The sequence below is a fragment of the Luteimonas yindakuii genome, assembly GCF_004803715.2.
Taxonomy (GTDB): domain Bacteria; phylum Pseudomonadota; class Gammaproteobacteria; order Xanthomonadales; family Xanthomonadaceae; genus Luteimonas; species Luteimonas yindakuii.
In genome coordinates, this window is the sequence record NZ_CP039383.2 from 1,309,990 (window position 1) to 1,333,724 (window position 23,735).

The 23,735-nt window shown below is 69.3% G+C and carries 14 protein-coding genes; 8 read left to right on the forward strand and 6 right to left on the reverse strand.

What is annotated here, in order from left to right:
- Positions 1 to 585 precede the first annotated feature (585 nt).
- From E5843_RS06015 to E5843_RS06025, 3 genes are all read right to left on the reverse strand, one after another.
- Complete coding sequence (locus E5843_RS06015) at positions 586 to 2,805, reverse strand: M3 family metallopeptidase (RefSeq protein WP_136412123.1); 2,220 nt, start codon at positions 2,803 to 2,805, stop codon at positions 586 to 588.
- Positions 2,806 to 2,933: 128 nt separating this feature from the next.
- Entirely contained in the window at positions 2,934 to 3,293 is a 360-nt protein-coding gene (locus tag E5843_RS06020) for a universal stress protein (protein ID WP_425480740.1), read from the reverse strand.
- 134 nt (positions 3,294 to 3,427) lie between these two features.
- Complete coding sequence (locus E5843_RS06025) at positions 3,428 to 4,222, reverse strand: ferredoxin--NADP reductase (RefSeq protein ID WP_141065785.1); 795 nt, start codon at positions 4,220 to 4,222, stop codon at positions 3,428 to 3,430.
- A gap of 40 nt (positions 4,223 to 4,262) precedes the next feature.
- On the opposite strand from E5843_RS06025, the gene E5843_RS06030 reads away from it, so the two are divergent.
- The gene (locus E5843_RS06030) at positions 4,263 to 4,859 is read left to right on the forward strand and encodes a DUF488 domain-containing protein (protein ID WP_425480731.1); all 597 of its coding nucleotides are present in this window, start codon (positions 4,263 to 4,265) and stop codon (positions 4,857 to 4,859) included.
- Positions 4,860 to 4,938: 79 nt separating this feature from the next.
- On the opposite strand, the gene E5843_RS06035 is transcribed toward E5843_RS06030, so the two are convergent.
- Positions 4,939 to 6,807 (reverse strand): ABC transporter ATP-binding protein, encoded by a 1,869-nt coding sequence (locus E5843_RS06035; RefSeq protein WP_141065786.1) that lies wholly within the window; start codon positions 6,805 to 6,807, stop codon positions 4,939 to 4,941.
- Between the two features lie 218 nt (positions 6,808 to 7,025).
- On the opposite strand from E5843_RS06035, the gene smc reads away from it, so the two are divergent.
- The 7 genes from smc to gyrA all read left to right on the forward strand — a co-directional run bounded on the left by smc (position 7,026) and on the right by gyrA (position 20,055).
- A complete protein-coding gene (gene smc / locus E5843_RS06040) occupies positions 7,026 to 10,529 on the forward strand; it encodes a chromosome segregation protein SMC (RefSeq protein ID WP_136412125.1) in 3,504 nt (1,167 codons plus the stop codon).
- A 96-nt stretch (positions 10,530 to 10,625) separates the two neighbouring features.
- The gene (gene zipA / locus E5843_RS06045; protein ID WP_134673159.1) at positions 10,626 to 11,381 is read left to right on the forward strand and encodes a cell division protein ZipA; all 756 of its coding nucleotides are present in this window, start codon (positions 10,626 to 10,628) and stop codon (positions 11,379 to 11,381) included.
- Between the two features lie 317 nt (positions 11,382 to 11,698).
- Complete coding sequence (gene ligA / locus E5843_RS06050; RefSeq protein WP_141065787.1) at positions 11,699 to 14,200, forward strand: NAD-dependent DNA ligase LigA; 2,502 nt, start codon at positions 11,699 to 11,701, stop codon at positions 14,198 to 14,200.
- The gene (gene epmA, locus E5843_RS06055; RefSeq protein WP_141065788.1) at positions 14,193 to 15,182 is read left to right on the forward strand and encodes an EF-P lysine aminoacylase EpmA; all 990 of its coding nucleotides are present in this window, start codon (positions 14,193 to 14,195) and stop codon (positions 15,180 to 15,182) included. The genes ligA and epmA overlap by 8 nt, the downstream gene beginning before the upstream one ends.
- A 111-nt stretch (positions 15,183 to 15,293) precedes the next feature.
- Positions 15,294 to 15,782 (forward strand): DUF3011 domain-containing protein, encoded by a 489-nt coding sequence (locus tag E5843_RS06060; RefSeq protein ID WP_166815912.1) that lies wholly within the window; start codon positions 15,294 to 15,296, stop codon positions 15,780 to 15,782.
- A gap of 51 nt (positions 15,783 to 15,833) precedes the next feature.
- The gene (gene mtnA, locus E5843_RS06065) at positions 15,834 to 16,895 is read left to right on the forward strand and encodes an S-methyl-5-thioribose-1-phosphate isomerase (protein WP_136412128.1); all 1,062 of its coding nucleotides are present in this window, start codon (positions 15,834 to 15,836) and stop codon (positions 16,893 to 16,895) included.
- Between the two features lie 430 nt (positions 16,896 to 17,325).
- Positions 17,326 to 20,055 (forward strand): DNA gyrase subunit A, encoded by a 2,730-nt coding sequence (gyrA, locus tag E5843_RS06070; RefSeq protein ID WP_141065790.1) that lies wholly within the window; start codon positions 17,326 to 17,328, stop codon positions 20,053 to 20,055.
- A gap of 176 nt (positions 20,056 to 20,231) precedes the next feature.
- On the opposite strand, the gene E5843_RS06075 is transcribed toward gyrA, so the two are convergent.
- Positions 20,232 to 22,820 (reverse strand): sensor domain-containing protein, encoded by a 2,589-nt coding sequence (locus E5843_RS06075; RefSeq protein ID WP_141065791.1) that lies wholly within the window; start codon positions 22,818 to 22,820, stop codon positions 20,232 to 20,234.
- Entirely contained in the window at positions 22,817 to 23,731 is a 915-nt protein-coding gene (locus E5843_RS06080) for a hydroxymethylglutaryl-CoA lyase (RefSeq protein WP_136412129.1), read from the reverse strand. Before E5843_RS06080 ends, E5843_RS06075 begins: the two co-directional genes overlap by 4 nt.
- Positions 23,732 to 23,735: the final 4 nt, after the last annotated feature.

Sequence of the window (23,735 nt, forward strand, 5' to 3'; positions counted from 1 at the left end):
ACCGTCAGGGTGCCGCGCCCGCGATGCCGGGGAACGGCTGTGTTTGGTCGCCGCGGGCGCGAGTCGGTCCTTAATCCGGACGACATACGCGTTCGATGGGGTCCGGGCGGCCCACCGCGGCCACAGGGGGATGCCCAGCCGGATATCTCCGCGTCCTGCTCCCACATCCGGCCGCCGGCCGTCCATGGCCGGCTCTGGACATCCCCCTGCGTCCGCGGCGAGCCCCGAGCCGGCGTCGCGTGTGGGCGGAGATCAACTGCGAAGACGGTCTGGGGTCCTGGCAGCGCCGCCCGCTGCGACCGCTCGGGTTTTCCGTGCCGAAGCTGCGGACGCCCGAGCCCGTCGCGTGCACCGGGGGGTGTGCGGACAGCCGGCCATGGATGGCTGGCGGCCGGCCGTGGTAGCTGGATGCGGACTTCGGCCGGGGGAGCACACGCCCCGGTGCGCGCGGCGGGCAGCGCGTATCACGGCGAAGGGCTTACAGCCGCGCGAGCGCTCCACCTGGCGCCCGGGGATGTGGATAAGAACAAAAAAAACCGCCCGGATCGCTCCGGGCGGTTTGCTCGCCATGAGGCGAAAAACGTCTTACCTGTTGACCGGTTCCGGGTTGCCGGCATCCGGCGCGGCGGAGTCGTCGGCGGACCCGGCCAGGCCACGCTTCACCAGCAGCGGCGCGATGTCCGGCTCGGCGCCGGAGAAGTCGCGGAACAGCTGCAGCGCGTCCTTGCTGCCGCCCTGCGAGAGCAGGGTGGCGCGCAGGCGGTCGCCGTTGGCGCGGGTCAGGCCGCCGTTGTCCTCGATCCACTTCACCGTGTTGGCGTCGAGCACCTCGGACCAGATGTAGGCGTAGTAGCCCGCCGCGTAGCCGCCCATGATGTGGCTGAAGTACGTGGTGCGGTAACGCGGCGGCACCGCGGCGAAGTCCAGGCCCGCCTCGCGCAGCGCGGCGGCTTCGGTGGCGAGGATGTCACCGGCCTGCGGCAGGCGGTCCGCCGGCAGCTGGTGCAGGTACTGGTCGAGCATCGCCGCGCCGAGGTACTCGGTGGTGGCGAAGCCCTGGTTGAACTGGGCGGCGGCGGTGACCTTGTCCAGCAGCGCCTGCGGCATCGGCTCGCCGGTCTCGTAGTGCTTGGCGTAGTTGGCGAGGATCGACGGCCAGTCGGCCCACATCTCGTTGACCTGCGACGGGAACTCGACGAAGTCGCGCGGCACGCTGGTGCCGCTGAAGTACGGGTAGGCCACGTCCGAGAACATGCCGTGCAGGGCATGGCCGAACTCGTGGAACATCGTGGTGACCTCGTCCCAGGTCAGCAGCGTCGGCTCGCCTGCCGGCGGCTTGGTGATGTTCTGGTGGTTGGCCACCACCGGCCTGGTGCCCATCAGCTCCGACTGCGACACGTACGAGTTCATCCACGCGCCACCGCGCTTGGAGTCACGCGCATACGGGTCGAAGATGAAGATCGCGAGCTTGCTGCCGTCCTTGTCGAACACGTCGTATACGCGCGTGTCGGGGTGGTACAGCGGCAGGTCGGTGCGGTGCTTGAAGGTGATGCCGTAGAACTCGGTGGCGGCGTGGAACACGCCGTTCTCGAGCACGTTGACCATCTCCAGGTACGGCTTGAGCTGCGACTCGTCGAAGTCGTACTTGGCCTGGCGCACCTTCTCGGAATAGAAGGCCCAGTCCCACGGCTCGAGCTTGAAGGTCGGCTCGCCCTTGGCAGCCTGTTCCTGGTCGATCATCGCCTGCAGCTCGGCGGCCTCGCGGCGCGCGTTGGCGACCGCCGGCGGGGCCAGCTGGCGCAGCATGCTGTTGACCGCTTCCGGCGTCTTCGCGGTTTCGTCGGCCAGCACGTAATGCGCGGTGGTCGGGAAGCCGAGCATGCCGGCGCGTTCGGCGCGCAGCTTCAGCACCTGCGCGACGATCTCGCGGTTGTCCCACTGGTTGCCGCGCGCGCCGCGCACCACCGAGGCTTCGTGGATGCGCTGGCGCAGGTCGCGGTTGGTCAGCTGCGACAGCGGCGGCTGGCCGGTGGTGTTGAGCAGGGTGACGACGTACTTGCCGTCATGGCCGCGGGTCTTGGCGGCATTGGCGGCGGCGGTGATCTGCTGCTCGGTCAGGCCGTCGAGTTCTTCGCGGGTGTCGACCACGACTGCGGAGTCATTCACCTCGGCCAGCACGTTCTGGCTGAAGGTGGTGCCCAGGCGTGCCAGCTCGGCGTTGATTTCCTTCAGACGGGTCTTCTGGCCCTCGTCGAGATCGGCACCGGCGCGGACGAAATCGTTGTAGTAGCGCTCGACGAGGCGGGTGCCCTGCGCATCGAGGCCGAGCGAGGCGCGACCTTCGTACAGCGCTTCGATGCGCTCGAACAGCTTCGGGTTCAGCGTGATCGCATCGCGGTAGGCAGCGAACTTCGGCGAGTACTCGGCCTGCAGGCGCTTGCGCTCGTCATTGGTGTCGGTACCGACGAGGTTGAAGAACACCCGCGTCGCACGGCCCAGCAGCTGCCCGGCCTTCTCCATCTCGAGGATGGTGTTCTCGAAGGTAGGCGCTTCGGGGTTGTTGGCGATGCGCTCGATCTCGGCCAGGTGCTCGCGCATGCCGGCATCGAATGTGGGAGCGAAGTGCTCGTCGCGGATCTGGTCGAACTGCGGGTACTGCAGGTCGAGCGGGCTGACCTGGGCGAACGGGTTGGCCTGTCGCGCTTCGGAGGAGACGGCCTGCTGCGGGGCGGCCGTCTGGGCGAAGGCGGGGGCACCGAGGCCGGCGATGGCGGCGGCGAGCGCGAGGCTGAGCGGGTGCTTCATGCGGCGGGTTCCTGCTACGTCGGAATCCCCAAGAATATCCCACCGCTCCTGACCGGGACCCATGACCATCGGCACGGGCGCGCAGGGAACCGATGTTCCGGCAGCGCGCGGCGCGCGCCGACAGGCGATCAGCGGACGATCGTCACCGGCACGTCGGCCTGCGCCAGCACCTTGCCCGAGACCGAGCCCAGCAACATGCCGGACACCGCGCCGCGGCCGTGCGAGCCCATCACGATCACGTCGGCGCGGGCCTTGCGGGCGACGTCGAGGATGGTGGCGGCGATGTCGCCGACCTCGCGACGTTCCTTGAATTCGACCTTGGCGCGGGTGAGCGTCTTCACCGCGGCATCGATCATCGCTGCGTGGGATTCCGCATGGTGGCGCGCAGCGGCTTCGGCGCCGATCTTGCGCTCGACGCCGGGAAACAGCTCCGGGTTCACCGCCACCAGGGTGATCTGCGGCTTCTCGCTCGCGCGGGCGAGCTTGATCGCGAACTTGACGGCACGCTGGCTGATTTCGCTGCCATCCACGGCGACGACGATCTTCATTGCGGAGCTCTCCTGGCGAGTGCCGGAATTGTAATCGCAAGCCGGCAATGCATGGAACGCGCCACCGCGCAGCGTCAGCGTTCGACGAACGCGCGCTCGAACACGTACTGGCCCGGGGTGCCGATGCGCGGGGCGGCAGCGAAGCCGCGGCCGTCGAGCAGCGCGCGGAAGTCGGCCAGCATCTGCGGGCTGCCGCAGACCATCGCGCGATCGTGCTCGGCGTCCAGCGCCGGAAGGCCCAGCTGTTCCATCATCCGTCCGCTGCCCATCAGTGCGGTCAGCCGACCCTGATGGTCATCGCCGTTGAACGCGAAGGCCTCGCGGGTGACCGCCGGGTAGTACAGCAGCCTGGCGCTGATCTGCTCGCCAAGGAACTCGTGTTGCGGCAGTTCGCGGGTGAAGTAGTCGCGATAGGCGAGGTCGGCCTCGTGGCGCACGCCGTGGCAGACGATCACGCGTTCGAACCGCTCGTAGGTTTCCGGATCCTTGACCACCGACAGCCACGGCGCGAGGCCGGTGCCGGTGCCCAGCAGATAGAGATTGCGGCCGGGGTGCAGGTCATGGATCAGCAGGGTGCCGGTCGGCTTGCGGCCGATAAGCACCTGGTCGCCGGGCCGGATGTCCTTCAGCCGCGAGGTCAGCGGGCCGTCGGGCACCTTGATGCTGAAGAATTCCAGCTGTTCTTCCCAGTTGGCACTGGCGATGGAATACGCGCGCAGCAGCGGCTTGCCGTCCACCATCAGCCCGATCATCACGAACTGCCCGTTCTCGAAACGGAAGCCGTCATCGCGGGTGGTGGTGAAGCTGAAGTAGTCGTCGGTCCAGTGGCGGACGTCGAGGACCGTCTCGGTGCCGAAAGCGGAAGACATGCGCGGGGAGTGCCGTGGGGAGAACCGCATATTCTATCCGATGGGAACCATTCTCATCGAACCTGCACGGCGCCGATGGCAGCCTGCGGCAATGGACACGCTGTGGACGATCGGTCATTCGACGCGGACGCTCGAGGAGTTCGTCGCCCTGCTGCACGACGCCCGCATCACCTGCGTGGCCGATGTGCGCCGCTATCCGGGTTCCCGGCGACACCCGCATTTCGCGGCGGAGGCACTGGCCGAAAGCCTGCACGCCCACGGCGTCGGGTTCATGCCGATGCCGGCACTCGGCGGCCGACGTCGCCCGCGTCCGGATTCACCACATACGGCGTGGCGCAACACCAGCTTCCGTGGCTACGCGGATTACATGGACACACCGGCATTCGGCGCGGCGCGCGAGCACCTGATGGAGGTGGCCCGCGGTACCCGCACCGCGGTCATGTGCGCCGAGGCGATGTGGTGGAGCTGCCACCGCAGCCTGATCTCCGACGATTTCAAGGCGCGCGGCTGGACGGTCATCCACCTGATGGGACCGGGCAAATCGCAGGAGCACCCGTGGACCGGCGCCGCGCGCATCGTCGATGGGCGGCTGGACTACAGCGCACCCGAGGATGCGCAGCAGAAGCTTGAGCTGTGAAACGCCTGCAGGCACCTCTCTCCCCGACCGCTCCCGCGGGACACCTTCTCCCATAGACGGGAGAAGGCCGAAAGCAGCCTCAGCGGTAGCCCGCCGCCTGCAGCTCGAACAACTCCGCGTAGCGTCCGCCTGTCGCCATCAGCTGCTCGTGGGTGCCGCTGGCTTCCAGCCGGCCCTGTTCGAGCACCAGGATGCGGTCGGCCATGCGCACGCTGGAGAAGCGGTGCGAGATCAGCACCGCGGTGCGCTGGTGCGACAGCTCCTTGAAGCGGCGGAACACCTCGTACTCGCTGCGCGCATCGAGCGCGGCGGTGGGTTCGTCGAGGATCATCACCTGCGCATCGCGCATGTAGGCGCGGGCGATGGCGATCTTCTGCCACTGGCCGCCGGAGAGGTCCACGCCGGTCTTGAAGCGGCGGCCGATCAGCTGGTCGTAACCACCGGGCAGGGCATCGATCACCTCGTCCGCCATTGCCCGGCGTGCCGCGTCGACGATGCGCTCGCGATCATCCATCGAGCCGATCTGGCCGACGCCGATGTTCTCCGCCGCGGTGAGGTGGTAGCGCACGAAGTCCTGGAAGATCACCCCGATATTGGCGCGCAGGTCGTCGAGGTCGTAGTCACGCAGGTCGCGGCCGTCGAGCAGGATGCGGCCCTCGTCGGGGTCGTACAGCCGTGCCAGCAGCTTGACCAGGGTGGTCTTGCCGGCGCCGTTCTCGCCGACCAGCGCCAGCACTTCGCCCGCGCGCAGCTCGAAATCCAGGTGGCGGACCGCCCAGCGTTCGGCATCGGGATAGCGGAAGCCGACGTTCTCGAACACGAAGCCATGGCTGACCGGTCGCGGCACCGGCACCGCGTCGGGCTTCGAGCGGATCTCGGGTTCGATGGCGAAGAACGAGAACAGGTCGTCGAGATACAGCGCCTGCCCGGCGACCTGCGAGAAGCCCACCAGCAGGCCTTCCAGCAACTGCCGCAGGCGGCGGAAGCTGCCGGCGAGGAAGGTGAGGTCACCGATCGAGAAGTCGCCGCGGATGGTGCGCCAGACGATATAGGCGTAGGCCACGTAATAGCCGAGCGTGCCGAGCGAGGAGAGCAGCGTGCCCCACACGGCCCGGCGGCGGGCAAGCGCGCGGTTGGCGCCGTAGAAGCCGTCGGCCAGCGTGCGGTAGCGGTCGATCAGGAAGCGGTGGAGGTCGAAGATCTTGACCTCCTTCGCGCTCTCCACGCTGGCGCCGGTCTGGCGCACGTACTCCAGCTGCCGGCGCTCCGGCGTCCACTGGAAGTTGAGGGTGTAGCCCAGCGCGTTGAAATGCGATTCGCCGATGAAGGCCGGCAGCAGCGCCACCGCCAGCAGCAGGATCAGCCACGGCGCGTAGATCAGCAGGCCGGCGGCGAAGCTCGCCACGGTGATGATGTCCTGCACCTGGCCGAACAGCTGCCCGAGCAGGCTCATCCGCCCCATCGTCTGCCGGCGCGCGCGGTCGAGCTTGTCCTGCAGCTCCGGATCCTCGAAGTCCTCGAGGTCCAGGGTGGCCGCGTGCTCCATCAGCCGCACGCTGGTGGCGTTGGTGAACAGCTCCGACAGCAACCCTTCCGCGTAGGACACCAGCCGCCCCAGCAGGTCGGACAGCACCGCCAGGCCGAATTCGGCCAGCACCAGCCACAACAGGTAGTCGAGCTGGCCACTGTCCCAGGCCTGGCCAAGGTCGACGAAGCCCAGGCCCAGCCCGACCAGACGCACGACCTCGTCGATGATCAGCTTGCCGATATAGAGCATCAGCACCGGCATCACCGCACGGACCAGGCGGATGCCGAGGCTGGTCAGCGTGAGCGTGGGGCTGGTGGCCCAGACCTGGCGCAGGAAGGGCGGCAGGTTGCGCATCGCATTGAAGCGTTCGCGCAGGGTGGGTTGCGGGCGGGACGGGGCGGTTCGGGGGTCTGCAGGCATCGCGTGATTCTGCCGTTGCGGATGTGGTCGTGGTGGTCACGATGCCGCCGTGCACCCCGGCCGGCGCATCCGGCCATCCGCGTATACTCGCCTGTGGCGCCGCCCTGCGCGGCTCCGTGACCCAGCAGGATCAACGCGTTACCGGCTGTTCCCAAGCCGGATTCTCACCCATGGAGCGGCCGCGCCCTGCGCCGGCCCACGAGGCAACCGTCCGCCGCATGCGCCTGTCCACGATCAAGCTCGCCGGATTCAAGTCCTTCGTCGACCCCACCACGCTGCACCTGCCGACCAACATGACCGGCGTGGTCGGCCCCAACGGTTGCGGCAAGTCGAACATCATCGACGCCGTGCGCTGGGTGATGGGCGAGAGCACCGCCAGCCGCCTGCGTGGCGACTCGCTGACCGACGTGATCTTTTCCGGCTCGACCGCGCGCAAGCCGGTCTCGCAGGCGATGGTCGAGCTGATCTTCGACAACTCCGACCACACCATCACCGGCGAGTACGCCTCGTTCAACGAGATCTCGGTCAAGCGCACGGTGAGCCGCGACGGCCAGAGTGCGTACTACCTCAACGGCACCAAGGTGCGCCGGCGCGACATCACCGACCTGTTCCTCGGCACCGGCCTGGGCCCGCGCAGCTACTCGATCATCGAGCAGGGGATGATCAGCCAGATCATCGAGGCGCGGCCCGAGGACCTGCGCGTGCATCTCGAGGAGGCGGCCGGCATCTCCCGCTACAAGGAGCGGCGCAAGGAAACCGAGACGCGCATCCGCCACACCCGCGAGAACCTCGACCGCCTCAACGACCTGCGCGAGGAAGTGGGCAAGCAGCTGCAGCACCTGGCGCGGCAGGCCAAGCAGGCCGAGCAGTACACCGCGATCCAGGCCGAGCGGAAGATCCGCGACGCCGAATGGAAGGCGCTGGAATTCCGCACCCTCGACCGCGAACTGCAGGCCTTGCGCGAAGGCCTGGCGCAGGAGGAGACGCGGCTCGAGCAGCTGATCGCCGAGCAGCGCGACGCCGAGCGCCGCATCGAGACCGGCCGCGTGCGCCAGCACGAAGCCGCGGACACGCTGGCGAAGGCGCAGGCCGGCGTCTACGAGGTGGCCGGCACGCTGGCCCGCATCGAGCAGCAGATCGCCCACCAGCGTGACCTGTCCGCCCGCCTGCACCGCGCCCGCGACGAGACCGCCAACGCGCTCGCCGAACTCGGTGGCCATATCAGCGGCGACCAGCAGCGGCTGGATGCGCTGCGCGCAAGCATCGTCGACGCCGAACCGCGGCTCGAGGCCCTGCGGGCCGAGGACGAGACGCGCCAGGACATGCTGCGCGAGGCCGAGGCGGCGCTGGCCGACTGGCAGCAGCGCTGGGAAACCCATGGCCGCGAGTCCGCCGAGGCCGCGCGTGCGGCCGAAGTCGAGCGCACCCGCGTCGACTATCTCGACCGGCAGGCACTGGAAGGCGACCGTCGCCGCGAGCAGCTGCAGAACGAGCGCGCCGGGCTGGATCTCGACGCACTCGCCGAGGCATTCGCCGGCATCGAACAGCGCCACGAGGAACAGCGCACCGCGCTGGACAGCCTTGGCGAGGACGTCGAACTGCGCAAGCAGGCAGCACTCGAGCTGCAGGACGAGCAGCGGCGCGCACAGGACGAACTGTCGGAGCTGCGCAAGCGCGCCCAGGAAGCACGCGGCCGGCTGTCGTCGCTGGAAACCCTGCAGCACGCAGCCCTCGGCCAGGAGCAGGGCGCCGCGGTGGAGTGGCTGCGCCGGCAGGGGCTGGATTCGTCCGCCCGCGTCGGCGAGCGGCTGCAGGTCGAGCCGGGCTGGGAAAACGCCGTCGAAGGCGCGCTTGGCCAGCTGATCGAAGGCGTGCTGGTCGAGTCGCCCGAAGCACTGGTGCAGGCGCTGGCTGACCTCGGCGAAGGCCGCCTCGCGCTTGTTTCAGCGGAGGACGGCGACGCCGCTTTCGCGCCGACCTCGCTGGCGGCCAGGGTGCGCGGCCCACTGGCGATCCGCCGCCTGCTGGCGCGCCTGCACGCGGCCGAGACGCTGGCAGAGGCGCGCGCATTGCAGGCCACGCTGCCCGAGGGCGATTCGGTCATCACCCGCAATGGCGAGCGCTTGGGTGCGGGTTGGGTGCGCGTGCTGCGTTCCGGCGCGGCCAAGCAGGGTGCGCTGCTGCGCGAGCGCGAGATCCAGTCGTTGCGTGCCGAGATCGCCAGCCTGCAGGAGCGCGAGGGCGAGCTGGAGGCGGCCGCTGCACAGCGTCGCGAGCGGCTGCTGGCCGCCGAACAGGCGCGCGAGGAAGCGCAGCGCCAGCTCTATGTCGCCCACCGCAGCGCATCCGAACTCGCCGGCCAGTTGCAGAGCCAGCAGGGCCGGCTGGATGCGGCACGCAACCGCATCACCCGCGTCGACCAGGAGCTGGACGAACTCATCGCCACGCTCGACAGCTCGGCGACGCAGTCGCGCGAGGCGCGTGGCCGGCTGGAGGACGCGATCGGCCTGATGGCGGGTCACGAACAGGCGCGGCAGGCGCTGGAAGCCGAGCGCACGGCGCTGGCACAGGCCCGCGATGCCGCACGCGATGCCGCACGCGCGTCGCGCGATGCGGCGCACGCACTGGCGCTGAGCCTGGAATCGCAGCGTGCACAGATCGCCGGGCTTGCGCAGGCGCTGGATCGCATGGGCGCGCAGCGTGGCCAGCTCGACAGCCGGCTGGAGGAGATCGCACTGCAGCTCGCCGACGGCGATGCGCCGGTCGGTGACCTCGAGGAACAACGCCAGTCCGCACTGGAACAACGCGTGCTCGCCGACAACGCGCTGGCTGCGGCACGCTCTGCGCTGGACGGCATCGAACACGAGTTGCGCGCATTCGAACAGACCCGCCAGCAGCGCGACGCGCATGCGCTGGCCCAGCGCGAGGCGATCTCGCAGCGCAGGCTCGACCAGCAGGCGCTGGTGATCCGCGCCGACCAGCTGCGTGCGGCTGTCGTCGAAGCGGGCTACGAGATGGACGCGGTGCTGGCCAACGTGGCCGATGACGCCAGCGCCCCGGCATGGGAAAAGATGGTCGCCGACTTCGACGGCCGCCTGCGCCGGCTCGAGCCCGTGAACCTCGCCGCGATCCAGGAGCACGCCGAGGCCGCGCAGCGCAAGGAATACCTCGACAGCCAGGATGCCGACCTCAACTCGGCGCTGGAAACGCTGGAAGACGCGATCCGCAAGATCGACCGCGAAACCCGCGGCCGCTTCAAGGACACCTTCGACCGCGTCAATGCCGGCGTGCAGGAACTCTATCCGCGCCTGTTCGGCGGTGGCCATGCCTACCTCGAACTCACCGGCGAGGACCTGCTCGATACCGGCGTGACGATCATGGCGCGCCCGCCGGGCAAGCGCGTGTCCAGCATCTCGCTGCTGTCGGGTGGCGAGAAGGCGATGACCGCGGTGGCGCTGGTGTTCGCGATCTTCCGCCTCAATCCCGCGCCGTTCTGCCTGCTCGACGAGGTCGACGCGCCGCTCGACGAGGCCAACGTCGGCCGCTTCACCGCGATGGTGTCGGAGATGAGCGAGCAGGTGCAGTTCCTGTTCGTCACCCACAACAAGGCGACGATGGAAGCCGCGCACCAGCTCAGTGGCGTTACCATGCGCGAGCCCGGCGTCAGCCGGCTGGTTTCGGTGGACCTTGCCGAGGCGGCGCGCCTGGCCGGCGCGGCCTGACGGCCGAGGCGGCGCGCGATTGGCGCGGCCTCATGGTCCATTCCGCACGCCGGCCGCGGCCGGCGTGCACCGATGACGAGCAAGGGAGATAGCGCGATGTCCGATGTGTGGCTGATGCGGATCGGCATTCTGGTTGCAGGCGCGATCCTGCTGGCGGCCATCTGGTACTTCGGCACCCGCCCACGCCAGGGCGGGCAGGGCAGGCGGGTACGCACCGACGAACGCAATGGCGAGCGCGATCGCATGGAGCCCACGCTGGGCGCGCAGATCGAGCAGGAGCTCGACGCCGCCGGCAACGGCACCGACACCGCGCGCGAGCCCGAGGAACTCGACCTGTTCGACGATGCGGTCGGCGAGCCGGCCACGCCGAACGCCGAACTCGGGCGGCGTGTCAGCGACGACTTCGACAAGATCGTGACCCTGTACATCGCCGCGCGTGCGGGCGAGGTCCTGCGCGGCCCGGACATCGTCGTGGCCGCCGAGAAGGCGGGCCTGACCTACGGCCACATGAACGTGTTCCACCGCCTCGTGGAAAGTCATCCCGAGCGCGGCCCGATCTTCAGCGTGGCCAATATCCGCAAGCCGGGCAGCTTCGAGATGTCGGAGATCCAGGCGCTGGAGACCCCGGCGATCGCATTCTTCCTGACCCTGCCGGCGCCGGTGAGCGCGCTCGATGCGTGGGAAAAGATGCTGCCCACCGCACAGCGGATGGCCGAGCTGCTGGAAGGCGTGCTGCTCGACGAACAGCGCAACGCGCTCGGGCGCCAGCGCGTCGCCCACATCCGCGACGAACTGCGTGCCTACGACCGCCAGAACGAAGCCCCGCCGGTCACCCGCAGCCCGCGCTGGTAGGCCGTGCGCGTTCGAAACAGTTGTTCGGCACGCATGATCAGATCGAGCGCGTACTGACCCTTCTCCCGCTTGCGGGAGAAGGTGGCGCGAAGCGCCGGATGAGGGCAGCGCGCCCGGGCTGTCATTTCGGGCCGCATCGGTGTCGCCCGGCCAACCATCGGTGGCAAAAGCACAGTCTCTGGATCCCCGCCTTCGCGGGGATGACGAGCGGGTGGGTGGTGCGCGTCCGAAACCAGCGTTCCGTCATCCCTTTGGAATCGTCGGTATCCACGCCGACTCGCAAGGCAATGCCCACCCCCGCCGCTTAGAATTCCCCGATGGCCAAGTCCCCCAGCGAGCGCATCGACGAACTCCGACGCCTGATCGAAGACGCGAACCACCGCTATTACGTCCTCGATGACGCGTCGATTCCTGACGGCGAATACGACGCCCTCATGCGCGACCTGGAGGCACTCGAGGCCGCGCACCCGGACCTGGTCACCGCGGATTCCCCGACCCGCACCGTCGGCACGCGACCCGATGCCGGCTTCGCCGAGGTCCGCCATGCGATCCCGATGCTGTCGCTGGCGAACGCGTTCGAGGATCCCCAGGGCGGCGACGACGACCGCATCCGCTACCGCGAGGTCGCCGAATTCGAACGCCGCATCGAGGAGCGGCTCGGCACCCGTGCACCGCGCTTCTCGGTCGAGCCCAAGCTCGATGGCCTCGCCATCAGCCTGCGCTACGAGGATGGCGTGTTCGTGCAGGGCGCGACCCGCGGCGATGGCGCGACCGGCGAGGACGTGACCGTCAACCTGCGCCAGGTGCGCGCGGTGCCGTTGCGGCTGCGCAACACCGGCGCACCGCCGCCGGCGCTGCTCGAGGTGCGCGGCGAGGTGTACATGCCGCGCAGGGAATTCGAGGCCTGGAACGCGCGCGCGCTGGAGCGCAACGAGCGCCTGCTCGCCAACCCGCGCAACGGCGCGGCCGGATCGCTGCGCCAGCTCGACCCGGCAGTCACCCGGCGCCGGCCGCTTGCGTTCTTCGCCTATGGCATCGGCGCGGTGGACGGGCTCGAACTGCCCGAGACCCACTCCGAAACACTGGCACTTCTGCGCGGCTATGGGTTCCCGGTCGCGGCGGAGGTCGACACCGCAACCGGCTTCGAGGGCCTGATCACCTACTACCGCCGCATCGGCGCGCTGCGTGACGCGCTGCCGTATGACATCGACGGCGTCGTCTACAAGCTCGATCGCTACGACCAGCAGCGCACGCTGGGCTTCGTCTCACGCGCGCCGCGCTGGGCGCTGGCGCACAAGTACCCGGCACAGGAACAGGCCACGCAGCTGCGCGCCATCGAGATCCAGATCGGTCGCACCGGCGCGGCCACGCCGGTGGCGCGGCTGGACCCGGTGCAGGTGGCCGGCGTCACCGTCACCAATGCCACGCTGCACAACGCCGACCAGATCGCACGGCTCGACGTGCGCGAAGGCGATAGCGTGATCGTGCGCCGCGCCGGCGACGTGATCCCGGAAATCGTGCGCGTCATCGACGAGCGTCGCCCGGCCGGAAACGTGCCGTGGACGATGCCCGAAGCCTGTCCCGTGTGCGGGTCGGACCTCGTGCGCGAGGAGGGCGAGGCGGTGTTCCGTTGCACCGGCGGACTCGCCTGCGCCGCGCAGCGGCGCGAAGCGCTCCGGCACTTCGCCTCCAGGCGCGCGCTCGACATCGAAGGCCTGGGCGAGAAGCAGGCCGATGCGCTGGTGGAATACGGATTCGTCGAATCGCTGGCCGACCTCTATGCGCTCGATGTCGCCGACCTCGTACGCATGAAGGTGGCGATGGACGCGGCGACCGCCGCCGACCTGCTGCAGCTGGTGGACGACAGCCGCGGTGCGCTGTCGCTCGACGCGTCCACGCGCGCGGCGCTGGCGCAGGAGCCGCCGCAATGGCGACGCGCGGAGTTCCTGCGCGCGCACCTCGCCGTGGACACGGGCAGCGGCCGCGTGGCGACGAAGTGGGCGGAGAACCTGGTCGCCGGCATCCACGCCAGCCGTCGCACCACGCTGCCGCGGTTCCTGTTCGCGCTGGGCATCCCGCATCTGGGAGAGACCACGGCGAAGACGCTCGCGACATGGCTGGGTTCGCTGGACTTCATCCGCACCACGCCGGCGCTGCTGCTGCGGGCGCTGCCGGACATCGGTGGCGAGGTCGCGCGCTCGATCGCCACGTTCTTCGAACAGCCGGGCAACGTCGCGGTCGTCGATGCGCTGCTCGCCGCCGGCATCGTGTTCGAGGACGAGGGCGCGCCTGATCCGGGCCTGCACGAGCGCCTGGACCTTGCGCACCTGCTGTCGACGCTTCCGGTCAACAAGCTCGGTGGCAAGAGCGCCGAACGCCTGGGCCAGACCTACGGCACGCTGGCCGCGCTGCTGCGTGCGAATCCGAGCGGATGGACGGGTGCTGGCCTGTCGGCGGCGGGTGCCGGCAACCTGCAGGCGTATCTCGCCGATGACGACGCGCGCGCGGAACTGTTCGCCGCCGGCGAGGCGATGGAACGCCTGCTCGCGGCGGCACCCGTGGCGATGCAGCAGAGCACCGGGCCGCTCGACGGCAAGACCGTGGTGCTGACCGGCACGCTGGCGTCGATGACCCGCGATGAAGCCGGCGCGCGTCTGGAAGCACTGGGCGCAAAGATCAGTGGCAGCGTGTCGAAGAAAACGGATTTCGTGGTGGCTGGGGAGGCGGCGGGCTCGAAGCTCGCCAGGGCCGAGGCGCTGGGCGTCGAGGTGTGGGACGAAGCACGGCTGGTGGCCTTCCTCGAGCGCGGGCATGAGTGACTGGCGTCCTTCCGCGGCGCCGTCGGCGCTGCGCCTGCGGGCGCGGGTCAATGCGCTCATCCGCGATTTCTTCGCGGACCGCGACGTGCTCGAGGTGGAGACCCCGGTGATGTCGCAGGCCGGCAACACCGAGCCCAACATCGCGTCGTTCTCGCTGGATTTCACCGGCCACATCGATGCGGGGGCGCGCACCCGCTGGCTGCGTACGTCACCGGAATACCCGCTCAAGCGCCTGCTGGCGGCAGGCATCGGCGACTGCTACGAACTCGGTCGTGTGTTCCGCGATGGCGAGGCGGGCGGGCGCCACAACCCTGAATTCACCATGCTCGAGTGGTATCGCGTGGGCTGGGATCATCGCCAGCTTGCCGAGGAGGCGGCGGCGATCGTGCAGGCAGCGCTGGCGCTGGTGGACCGGCGAGCGCACGTGGTGGCCACGTCGTACCGGCAGCTCTACCGCGATGCGCTCGGCATCGACCCGATGCTCGCCGAGATCGACATGTTGCGCGCCGCGCTCGGCGACATCACCGTCGATGGCGACGGCCTCAACCGTGACGACTGGCTCGACCTCGTGATGAGCCACCGCATCCAGCCTGCTTTCCCGGCCGACCAGTTGCTGGTGCTGTACGACTATCCGGCCTCGCAGTGCATGCTTGCGCGGGTGCGCGACAGCGATGGGGATGCGGTGGCGCCGGTGCCGGTGGCAGAGCGCTTCGAGCTGTTCCTGGGGCCGCTGGAACTCGCCAACGGTTATCACGAGCTGGCCGATGCCGGTGAGCAGCGTGCGCGTTTCGAACGCGAACTGATCGAGCGCGCCCGCCGTGGCGGCGTACTTCCGCCGATCGACGAACAGCTGCTGCAGGCCCTGGACGACGGCTTTCCGCCCTGCGCCGGCGTCGCGCTGGGTGTCGACCGCCTGCTGATGGCGATGCTGGGAACGTCACGCATCGCCGACGTCCTCGCCTTCGATTTCGCGCGCGCCTGAGGCGCATGCACCGGCGCGATTGTCGAAATGTTTACATGCGCGGCAGCGCGCAGCGTGTAGATTGGGCGCGTCGTGGATCCGGGGGGTTTCATGTTGCGGGGAGCACTCGTCGTGCTGTTGGCCGTGTTGACGGGCGGATGCGGCCTGACCGCGCGCCTGGGCATGGGCGGCGGCAAGGACACGCCATCCGCCGCGGCCGCGGAGCCACGGGTGTTCCGCTGCGAATCGCGCGACAACCGCCGCAACTACTGCCCGGCGGAAACCCGCCACGGCGTGCGCCTGCTGGTGCAGAACTCCTCGTTCGACTGCATCCAGGGCACCACCTGGGGCTATGACGACCGCAGCGTCTGGGTGGCGCGGGGCTGCAGCGCGGATTTCGTCGAGGGCCCGGTCGACCTGGCCGGCAATGCTCCGCCGCAGCGGGTGCGTTGCGAATCGCGCGGCAACCGCATGATGCGCTGCAATGCCGTGGTCTCGCAGGATGTCCGGCTGGACGAGCAACTGTCGGAGGTGCGCTGCGTGCAACGCCAGAACTGGGGCTGGGACCGCGGCGGCGTGTGGGTGACCGGCGGCTGCGGTGCGGAGTTCATCGTCCGCTGATTGCCGGCGCGACGCGCGGGGCGCCGTGCGCCGCGGGTTTAGAATCCCCGCATGAACGACACCATCGATTACGCACGTTACGACCGCATCCGCCCGATCCGCTGGACCGGCGAGGCGCTTGAACTGCTCGACCAGCGCAAGCTCCCGTTCACCACCGAGTACGTCGCCTGCACCAGCAGCGACGAGGTCGCGGCAGCGATCCATGCCCTCGTCGTGCGCGGGGCGCCGGCGATCGGCATCGCGGCTGCGTGGGGCGTCGTGCTTGCCGCACGCGACGTGGACGCTGCCGATGGCATCGCCGCAGCAGCGTTGCTGGCACCGGCGATGCAGCGGCTCAATGCCGCGCGCCCGACGGCGGTCAATCTGGCCTGGGCGCTGGCGCGCATGCGTACCGCACTCGAAGCCGCCGGTGCCGACTGGCGCGAGCGGCTCGCCAGCGAGGCACAGGCGATCGCCGACGAGGATCTTGCCGCCAACCGCCGCATGGGAGAACTCGGCGCCTCGCTGATCGCCCCGGGCTCTGGTGTGCTCACTCACTGCAACACCGGCTCGCTCGCCACTGCGGGTTTCGGCACCGCGCTGGGAGTGATCCGCGCCGGCGTCGCGCAGGGCAGGGTGGGGCGTGTGTACGCCGACGAGACACGTCCGTGGAACCAGGGTTCGCGCCTGACCGTGTGGGAACTGCAGCAGGACGGCATCGACGCCACCCTGATCGCCGATGCCGCCGCCTCGCACCTGCTGCGCAATGGCGAAGTCGAATGGGTGGTGGTGGGTGCCGACCGCATCTGCGCCAATGGCGACGTCGCCAACAAGATCGGCACCTACCAGCTGGCGATCTCGGCGCGCTTCCACGGCAAGAAGTTCATGGTCGTGGCGCCGTCGTCCACGGTCGACATGGCCACGCCATCGGGCGACCACATCGAGATCGAGGAGCGCGATCCGGCCGAACTGCTCGGCGTCGGCGGCAACCGCACCGTGGCCGAAGGCGTGCAGGCGTGGAACCCGGTGTTCGACGTGACGCCTGCCGCCCTGATCGACGCGATCGTGACCGAGCGGGGCATCGTCGAGCAGCCCGACGAGGCAAAGATGCGGGCGCTGTTCGGCGCGCACTGACGACACACGCATGCGGCGCTGCGCACGCGTGAGTGCATTCGCAGTCGCAGTCGCGGCATACCGGCGCGGCGCCACGCGGGATGGAGCGCTTGCATCGCGTCCAATCCGACGACAGCACCTGCGTGCAGTGAACCTGCTGCGCTGTTGCGTGGCCGATGCCGGCATGGCGACCTCGCCCGGCTGGGTGATGCCGAGGCCGGGGGCGGCCTGTTCATCCCGGCGGCCGAAACCGCCCCATACGCGTCCCATTCGGGCACCCGTTCGTAGCTAAGTCATTGTTTTCAGGATGGAACGGCTTGGGCCCACGGTGCCCGGCGTGCTATCATTCCCCGTCTTTTTCCACGCGTTGCCGGCGGCCGGCGCGCGGGTCGTCCGGAGGTTCCGGAAGGCCACCCGGTCCGTGCCGCGCAGCCAGGATGCAACCGCCTAGATGGTCGATTCCTCGAAAGAAATCATTCCCGTAAACCTCGAAGACGAGATGCGCCGCAGCTATCTCGATTACGCCATGAGCGTGATCGTGGGGCGCGCGCTTCCCGACGTCCGTGACGGCCTCAAGCCGGTGCACCGGCGCGTGCTCTTCGCGATGACCGAACTCGGCGCGCACAGCAACAAGCCGTACTACAAGTCGGCGCGAATCGTCGGTGACGTGATCGGTAAATACCATCCGCACGGCGACCAGTCGGTGTACGACACCCTGGTGCGCATGGCGCAGCCGTTCTCGCTGCGCTACCTGCTGGTCGACGGACAGGGCAACTTCGGTTCGGTCGACGGCGACTCCGCCGCGGCCATGCGTTACACCGAAGCGCGCATGGCGCGCCTGACCCACGAGCTGATGGCGGACATCGACAAGGACACCGTCGACTTCGTCCCCAACTACGACGAGAAGGAACTGGAACCGTCGGTGATGCCGACGCGCTTCCCGAACCTGCTGGTCAACGGCTCGGCAGGCATCGCGGTCGGCATGGCCACCAACATCCCGCCGCACAACATGGGCGAGGTGATCGATGCGCTGATCGCGCTGATCGACGATCCGGACATCGACATCGACGGGTTGATGGAATACATCCCGGGCCCGGACTTCCCCACCGCCGGCATCATCAACGGCGTCGGCGGCATCCATCTCGCCTATCGCACCGGCCGCGGCCGCGTGCGCATGCGCGCGCGCGCGGACGTCGAAGTGGCCGACAACGGCCGCGAATCGATCATCGTCACCGAGATCCCGTACCAGGTGAACAAGGCGCGGCTGATCGAGAAGATCGCCGACCTGGTGAAGGAAAAGAAGCTCGACGGCATCAGCGAGCTGCGCGACGAGTCCGACAAGGACGGCATGCGCATCTACATCGAGGTCAAGCGCGGCGACTCGGCCGAGGTCGTGCTCAACAACCTCTATCAGCAGACGCAGATGGAGTCGGTGTTCGGCATCAACATGGTGGCGATCGTCGCCGGCCGGCCGCAGCTGCTGAACCTGAAGCAGATCCTCGAGGCCTTCGTGCGCCACCGCCGCGAGGTGGTCACCCGCCGCACGATCTTCGAGCTGCGCAAGGCGCGCGCACGTGCGCACATCCTCGAAGGCCTGACGGTCGCGCTCGCCAACATCGACGAGATGATCGAGCTGATCAAGACCTCGGAGAACCCGCAGGTCGCCCGCGAGCGCATGCTCGAGCGCCTGTGGCAGCCCGGCCTCGTCGGTGCGCTGCTGGGTGCGTCCGGCGCGGAGGACTCGCGTCCGGAAGACCTGCCCAAGGGCGTGGGCCTGCTGGCCGATGGCTACCAGCTCACCGAGATCCAGGCGCAGCAGATCCTGGAAATGCGCCTGCACCGCCTGACCGGGCTGGAGCAGGACAAGCTGACCGAGGAATACCGGCTGCTGCTGGAGACCATCCGTGGCCTGATCGAGATCCTCGAGAATCCCGACGTGCTGCTCGATGTCATCCGCACCGAGCTGCGCAACGTCAAGGAGGAGTTCGGCGACGCGCGCCGCAGCGAGATCCGCGCCAGCGAGGAGGATCTCGACATCCTCGACCTGATCGCGCCGGAAGACGTGGTGGTGACGCTGTCCCATGCCGGTTACGTCAAGCGCCAGCCGGCGACCGCCTACCGCGCGCAGAAGCGTGGTGGCCGCGGCCGCAATGCCGCATCGACCAAGGACGAGGATTTCATCGACCAGCTGTGGCTGGTCAACACGCACGACACGCTGCTCGCCTTCACCAGCAGCGGGCGCGTGTTCTGGCTGCCGGTGCACCAGCTGCCCGACGCAGGCCCGAACGCACGCGGTCGTCCGATCATCAACTGGATGCCGCTGGAAGAAAGCGAAAAGGTGCAGGCGGTGCTGCCGGTGCGCGAGTACACCGAAGGCCAGTACGTGTTCTTCGCCACCCGCAACGGTACGGTCAAGAAGACCCCGCTCACCGAGTTCGCGTTCCGCCTGCAGCGCGGCAAGATCGCCATCAACCTCGACGAGGGCGATGCACTGATCGGCGCCGAACTGACCGATGGCGATCGCGACATCCTGCTGTTCGCATCCAACGGCAAGGCGGTGCGCTTCGACGAGAACGCGGTGCGCTCGATGGGCCGCACGGCCACCGGCGTGCGCGGCATCCGCCTGGCCGAGGGCGAGTGCGTGGTGAGCCTGATCGTGGCCGAGTCGGCCGGCGAAGGCGTGGAGGACGCTGCCGACGACGTCGAGAACGGCAACGGCCATGCGAATGGCAACGGCAATGGCAACGGCAATGGCAACGGCGATGCGGTGCAGGTCGAACACGACGACGAGCCCGATGCCTACATCCTCACCGCGACCGAGAACGGCTACGGCAAGCGCACCCGGCTGGCGGAATATCCGCGCAAGGGCCGCGGCACCCAGGGCGTGATCGGCATCCAGACCACCGAACGCAATGGCCGCCTGGTCTCCGCGGTGCTGCTGAGCCGTCGCGACGAGGTCCTGCTGATCTCCGACGGCGGCACCCTGGTACGCACGCGCGCCGCCGAGATTTCCGTGGTCAGCCGCAACACCCAGGGCGTGACCCTGATGCGGGTCTCGGAAGGCGAGCGCCTGCAGGCGGTCGAGCGCGTGGATGCGTCGATCGAGAGCGATGAGGCGGCAGTTGTCGCGGACATCGCGGTCGATACGGGCACCGGAGAGTCGGCGACCCCGGCCTCCTGAGCCGCGGAACGGCCCGGTTCGACGCGATCCGCTGCGTAAGGCCCTCAGCGCAACCCTCTCCCGCAACCGGGAAAGGGGCCTGTCGGGGGATCCGACGACGCGCGCAGTGGCCGACGTGGTCGCCCGGTACGCGCCGCTGAGGGCTCATCAGCCGGCCGTGGCCACGGCTGCCCGCGTCACCGCTCTCCGGTCTGCGCGGCCAGTACCGTCTGCTCCAGCGTCAGCCGGCGCGCGAGATCATCCGCGGACAGCCCCGGCGCGAACAGGAAGCCCTGGCCGACCGGCACGCCGAGTTCCAGCAGGAAACGCCGCTGCGCTTCCGATTCCACGCCCTCGGCGACCAGCCCGAGCCCCAGGCTGCGCGCGATGCCGGCGATCGCCTGGCACACGGCGACGTCGGAATGGTTGTGCGGCACCCCGGCCACGAACAGCTGGCTCAGCTTGAGCCCATGGATGGGCAGCCGGCGCAGGTAGTTGAGCGCGCTGTAGCCCTCGCCGAAGTCGTCGATGCTCAACATCACGCCGAGGTCGCGCAGCCCGGCAAAGGTGCGCAGGGTGTCGGGTGCGTCCTCGATCAGCGCGCGCTCGGTGAATTCCAGCTCCAGCGCGGAGCCGGGCAGGCGATGTTCGGCGAGGATCGCGCGCACGGCGTCGGCGAGGTCGTCGCCGATGAACTGCCGGTACGACACGTTCACCGCGACGCGCACGATCCCATGGCCGGCCGCGCGCCAGGCCGCCACCTGGGCGCAGGCCTGCTGCAGCACCCAGCGCCCGATGCGCACGATGTCGCCGGTGTTCTCGGCATGGGCGATGAAATGGTCGGGCCGCATCTCGCCCTGCTGGCTGCGCCAGCGGATCAGCGCCTCGGCGGCGACGACGCGCCCGTGGCGCAGGTCGACCTGTGGCTGGTAGACCAGCCGGAATTCCTCGTTCTCGACCGCGCGCCGCAGCTGGGTCTCCATGCGCAGGCGGTCCTCGCGCAGCTGGCCGAGTTCCGGCGTATAGGCCTGCCAGTTGTTGCGCAGCCGACGCTTGCTGTCGTACATCGCCGCGTCCGCGTTCTGGATCAGCGCCTGCGGCCGGTCGCCGTCCTGCGGCGCGCGCGCGATGCCGATGCTGGCGCTGATGTCGAACTCCTCGCCATCGAAACGGAAGTTCTCCGCCAGCGAGGCTAGGATGCGCGCGGCGATGTGTTCCGGCGTGCCGGCCTCGTCGCGGATGCCGCACACGACCAGGAACTCGTCGCCGCCCACGCGTGCGATCAACCCTTCCGTGCCGACCGCATCGGCGATGCGGCGTGCCGCGAAGTGCAGCAGCTGGTCGCCGGCGGCGTGGCCCAGCACGTCGTTGACGGTCTTGAAGCGGTCGAGGTCGATGTAGAGCACCGCCAGTTGCGACTGGGTCGGGTCGCGCAGGCGGCCGTCGAGCTCGGCCAGGATCGCGTCGCGGTTGAGCAGCCCGGTCAGCGGATCGGTACGCGCCTGCACGCGCAGCGTTTCCTCGGCCTGCTTGCGTTCGCTGATGTCCTGCAGCGTGCCGGTGATGTTGATCGCGCCGGATTCGTCGCGCTCGCGCTCGCCGATGATGCGCACCCACAGCGCCCGCCCGTCGTCGCGGCGGCCGCGCAGCTCCAGGTCGAGCGGCAGGCCGCGTTCGACCGTCTCCTGCAGCGCCTGCGAGAGACGGTGTGCATCCTCCTCGCGCAGGCTCCCGAGCATGCCCGCCATGTCCACCGGCAGCGGGAGATGGTCGAGGATGCGCGCGCCCTCGGCAGTGAGGTAGAGCGAATCGCGGCCGACTTCCCATTCCCAGCCGCCGATGCGGGCCAGCGCCTGCGCACGGGCGAAGAGGGCGTGGTCGCGCTTGAGGCTGGTGATGTCGTTGAAGAACGAGATCACCTGGTGCGGCTGCTGCGCGCCCGGCGCGAATACCGGCACGGTGGCGTACGACATCCAGCGCAGGCGGCGTTCGGGCTTGTGGTAGAAACCGAGCACGCGGGTGCCGGTGGGGCGACCGTGGCGCAGCGTCTGCGCGAACGGCGTGGCATCGAATGGGATCCGCCGGCCGCCCTCGTCGAGCAGGGTCCAGTCGTCGATCGACAGCTGGTCTTCCAGGCTGTGGTCGGCCTCGATGCCGAGGATGCGCATGGCCGCCGCATTGGCCTGCAGGGGCCGGCCGCGGGCGTCCTGCACCAGCACGCCCTTGTCGATGACTTCCAGCAACTGGCCGTAGCGCGCCTCGGCCTCGCGCCGGGCGCTGAGGTCGCGCGCCACCGCCACCACGCACGGCCGGCCATCCAGGCTGAAACCGGCCGAGTGCACCTCCACCGGGAAGCGGGTGCCGTCGGCGCGCATGTTGTAGACCTCGATGACGTAGGTGCCGCCGCGGTGGAGCGTTTCCAGCACCGGCTGCATGTGGTCGGCGGGGAGGTCCGGATTCAGTACCTCGATCGGCTGGCCGATGATCTGCTCGCGCGGGCGGCGGTAGGCGCGCTCGCCGGCACGGTTGAGGTCGAGCACGATGCCGCGTTCGTCGAGGATGCTGACCGGATCGGGCACGGCGTCGAACAGGGCGTCGTAACGCAGGCGCGCGCGCTCGGCATCGGCGCGGCTGGTGCGCAATGCCGCGGCGGCGTGGACGAGCAGGACACGGGTGGCCGCGGCAATGCCGCGGTCGTCGGCGGCGGCGTCGAGCGCTTCGGCGATCCGCTCCGGGTCGTCCCCGGGGGCGGCGTCGTCCGCATCCGCTCGGCGCGGCGGGGTCATGACACCGGTGGATCCACGTCAGCGGGCGCGGTGGCGCGACCGACCCTGCTGCCGGTCTGCCGGCCCAGGCGCGCGGCCAGCCAGCGCCCGGTGTCGGCGAGTGCGTCGAGGTCGATGCCGGTGTCCATGCCCATGCCGTGCAGCATATACACGACATCCTCGGTGGCGACATTGCCGCTGGCCCCACGTGCATACGGGCAGCCGCCGGTGCCGGCGACCGCGGCATCGACCACCCGCGCGCCTTCGTCGAGGCAGGCCAGCACATTGGCCAGCGCCTGGCCGTAGGTGTCGTGGAAGTGCAGGGCGAGTGCCGGCATCGGCACCTCGCCGGCGACCGCACGCAGCATTGCCGCCGCCTTCGCCGGCGTACCGACGCCGATGGTGTCGCCCAGCGAGACCTCGTAGCAGCCCATGCCGTGCAGCGCGCGCGCGACCCGCACCACGTCCGCCAGCGCTACCTCGCCCTGGTAGGGGCAGCCGAGCACCGTGGACACATAACCACGCACGCGCACGCCGTCGACGCGTGCGCGCTCTAGCACCGGGGCGAAGCGCTGCAGCGACTCGTCGATACCCGCATTGATGTTCTTGCGGTTGAACGCCTCCGACGCGGCGGTGAACACCGCGATCTCCTCCACGCCCACCGCACGGGCACGGTCGTAGCCGGTTTCGTTGGGCACCAGCACCGGATAGGCGATGCCGGGGCGGCGATCGATCGCGGCGAACACCTCGGCGGCATCGGCCAGCTGCGGCACCCACTTCGGGCTGACGAAGCTGGTGGCCTCGATCGTGCGCAGGCCGGTTCGCCCGAGACGGTCGATCAGTTCGACCTTCACCGCCGCCGGCACGATGGTCTTCTCGTTCTGCAGCCCGTCGCGCGGCGAAACCTCGACGATGCGCACCTGGTCGTTCATTGCA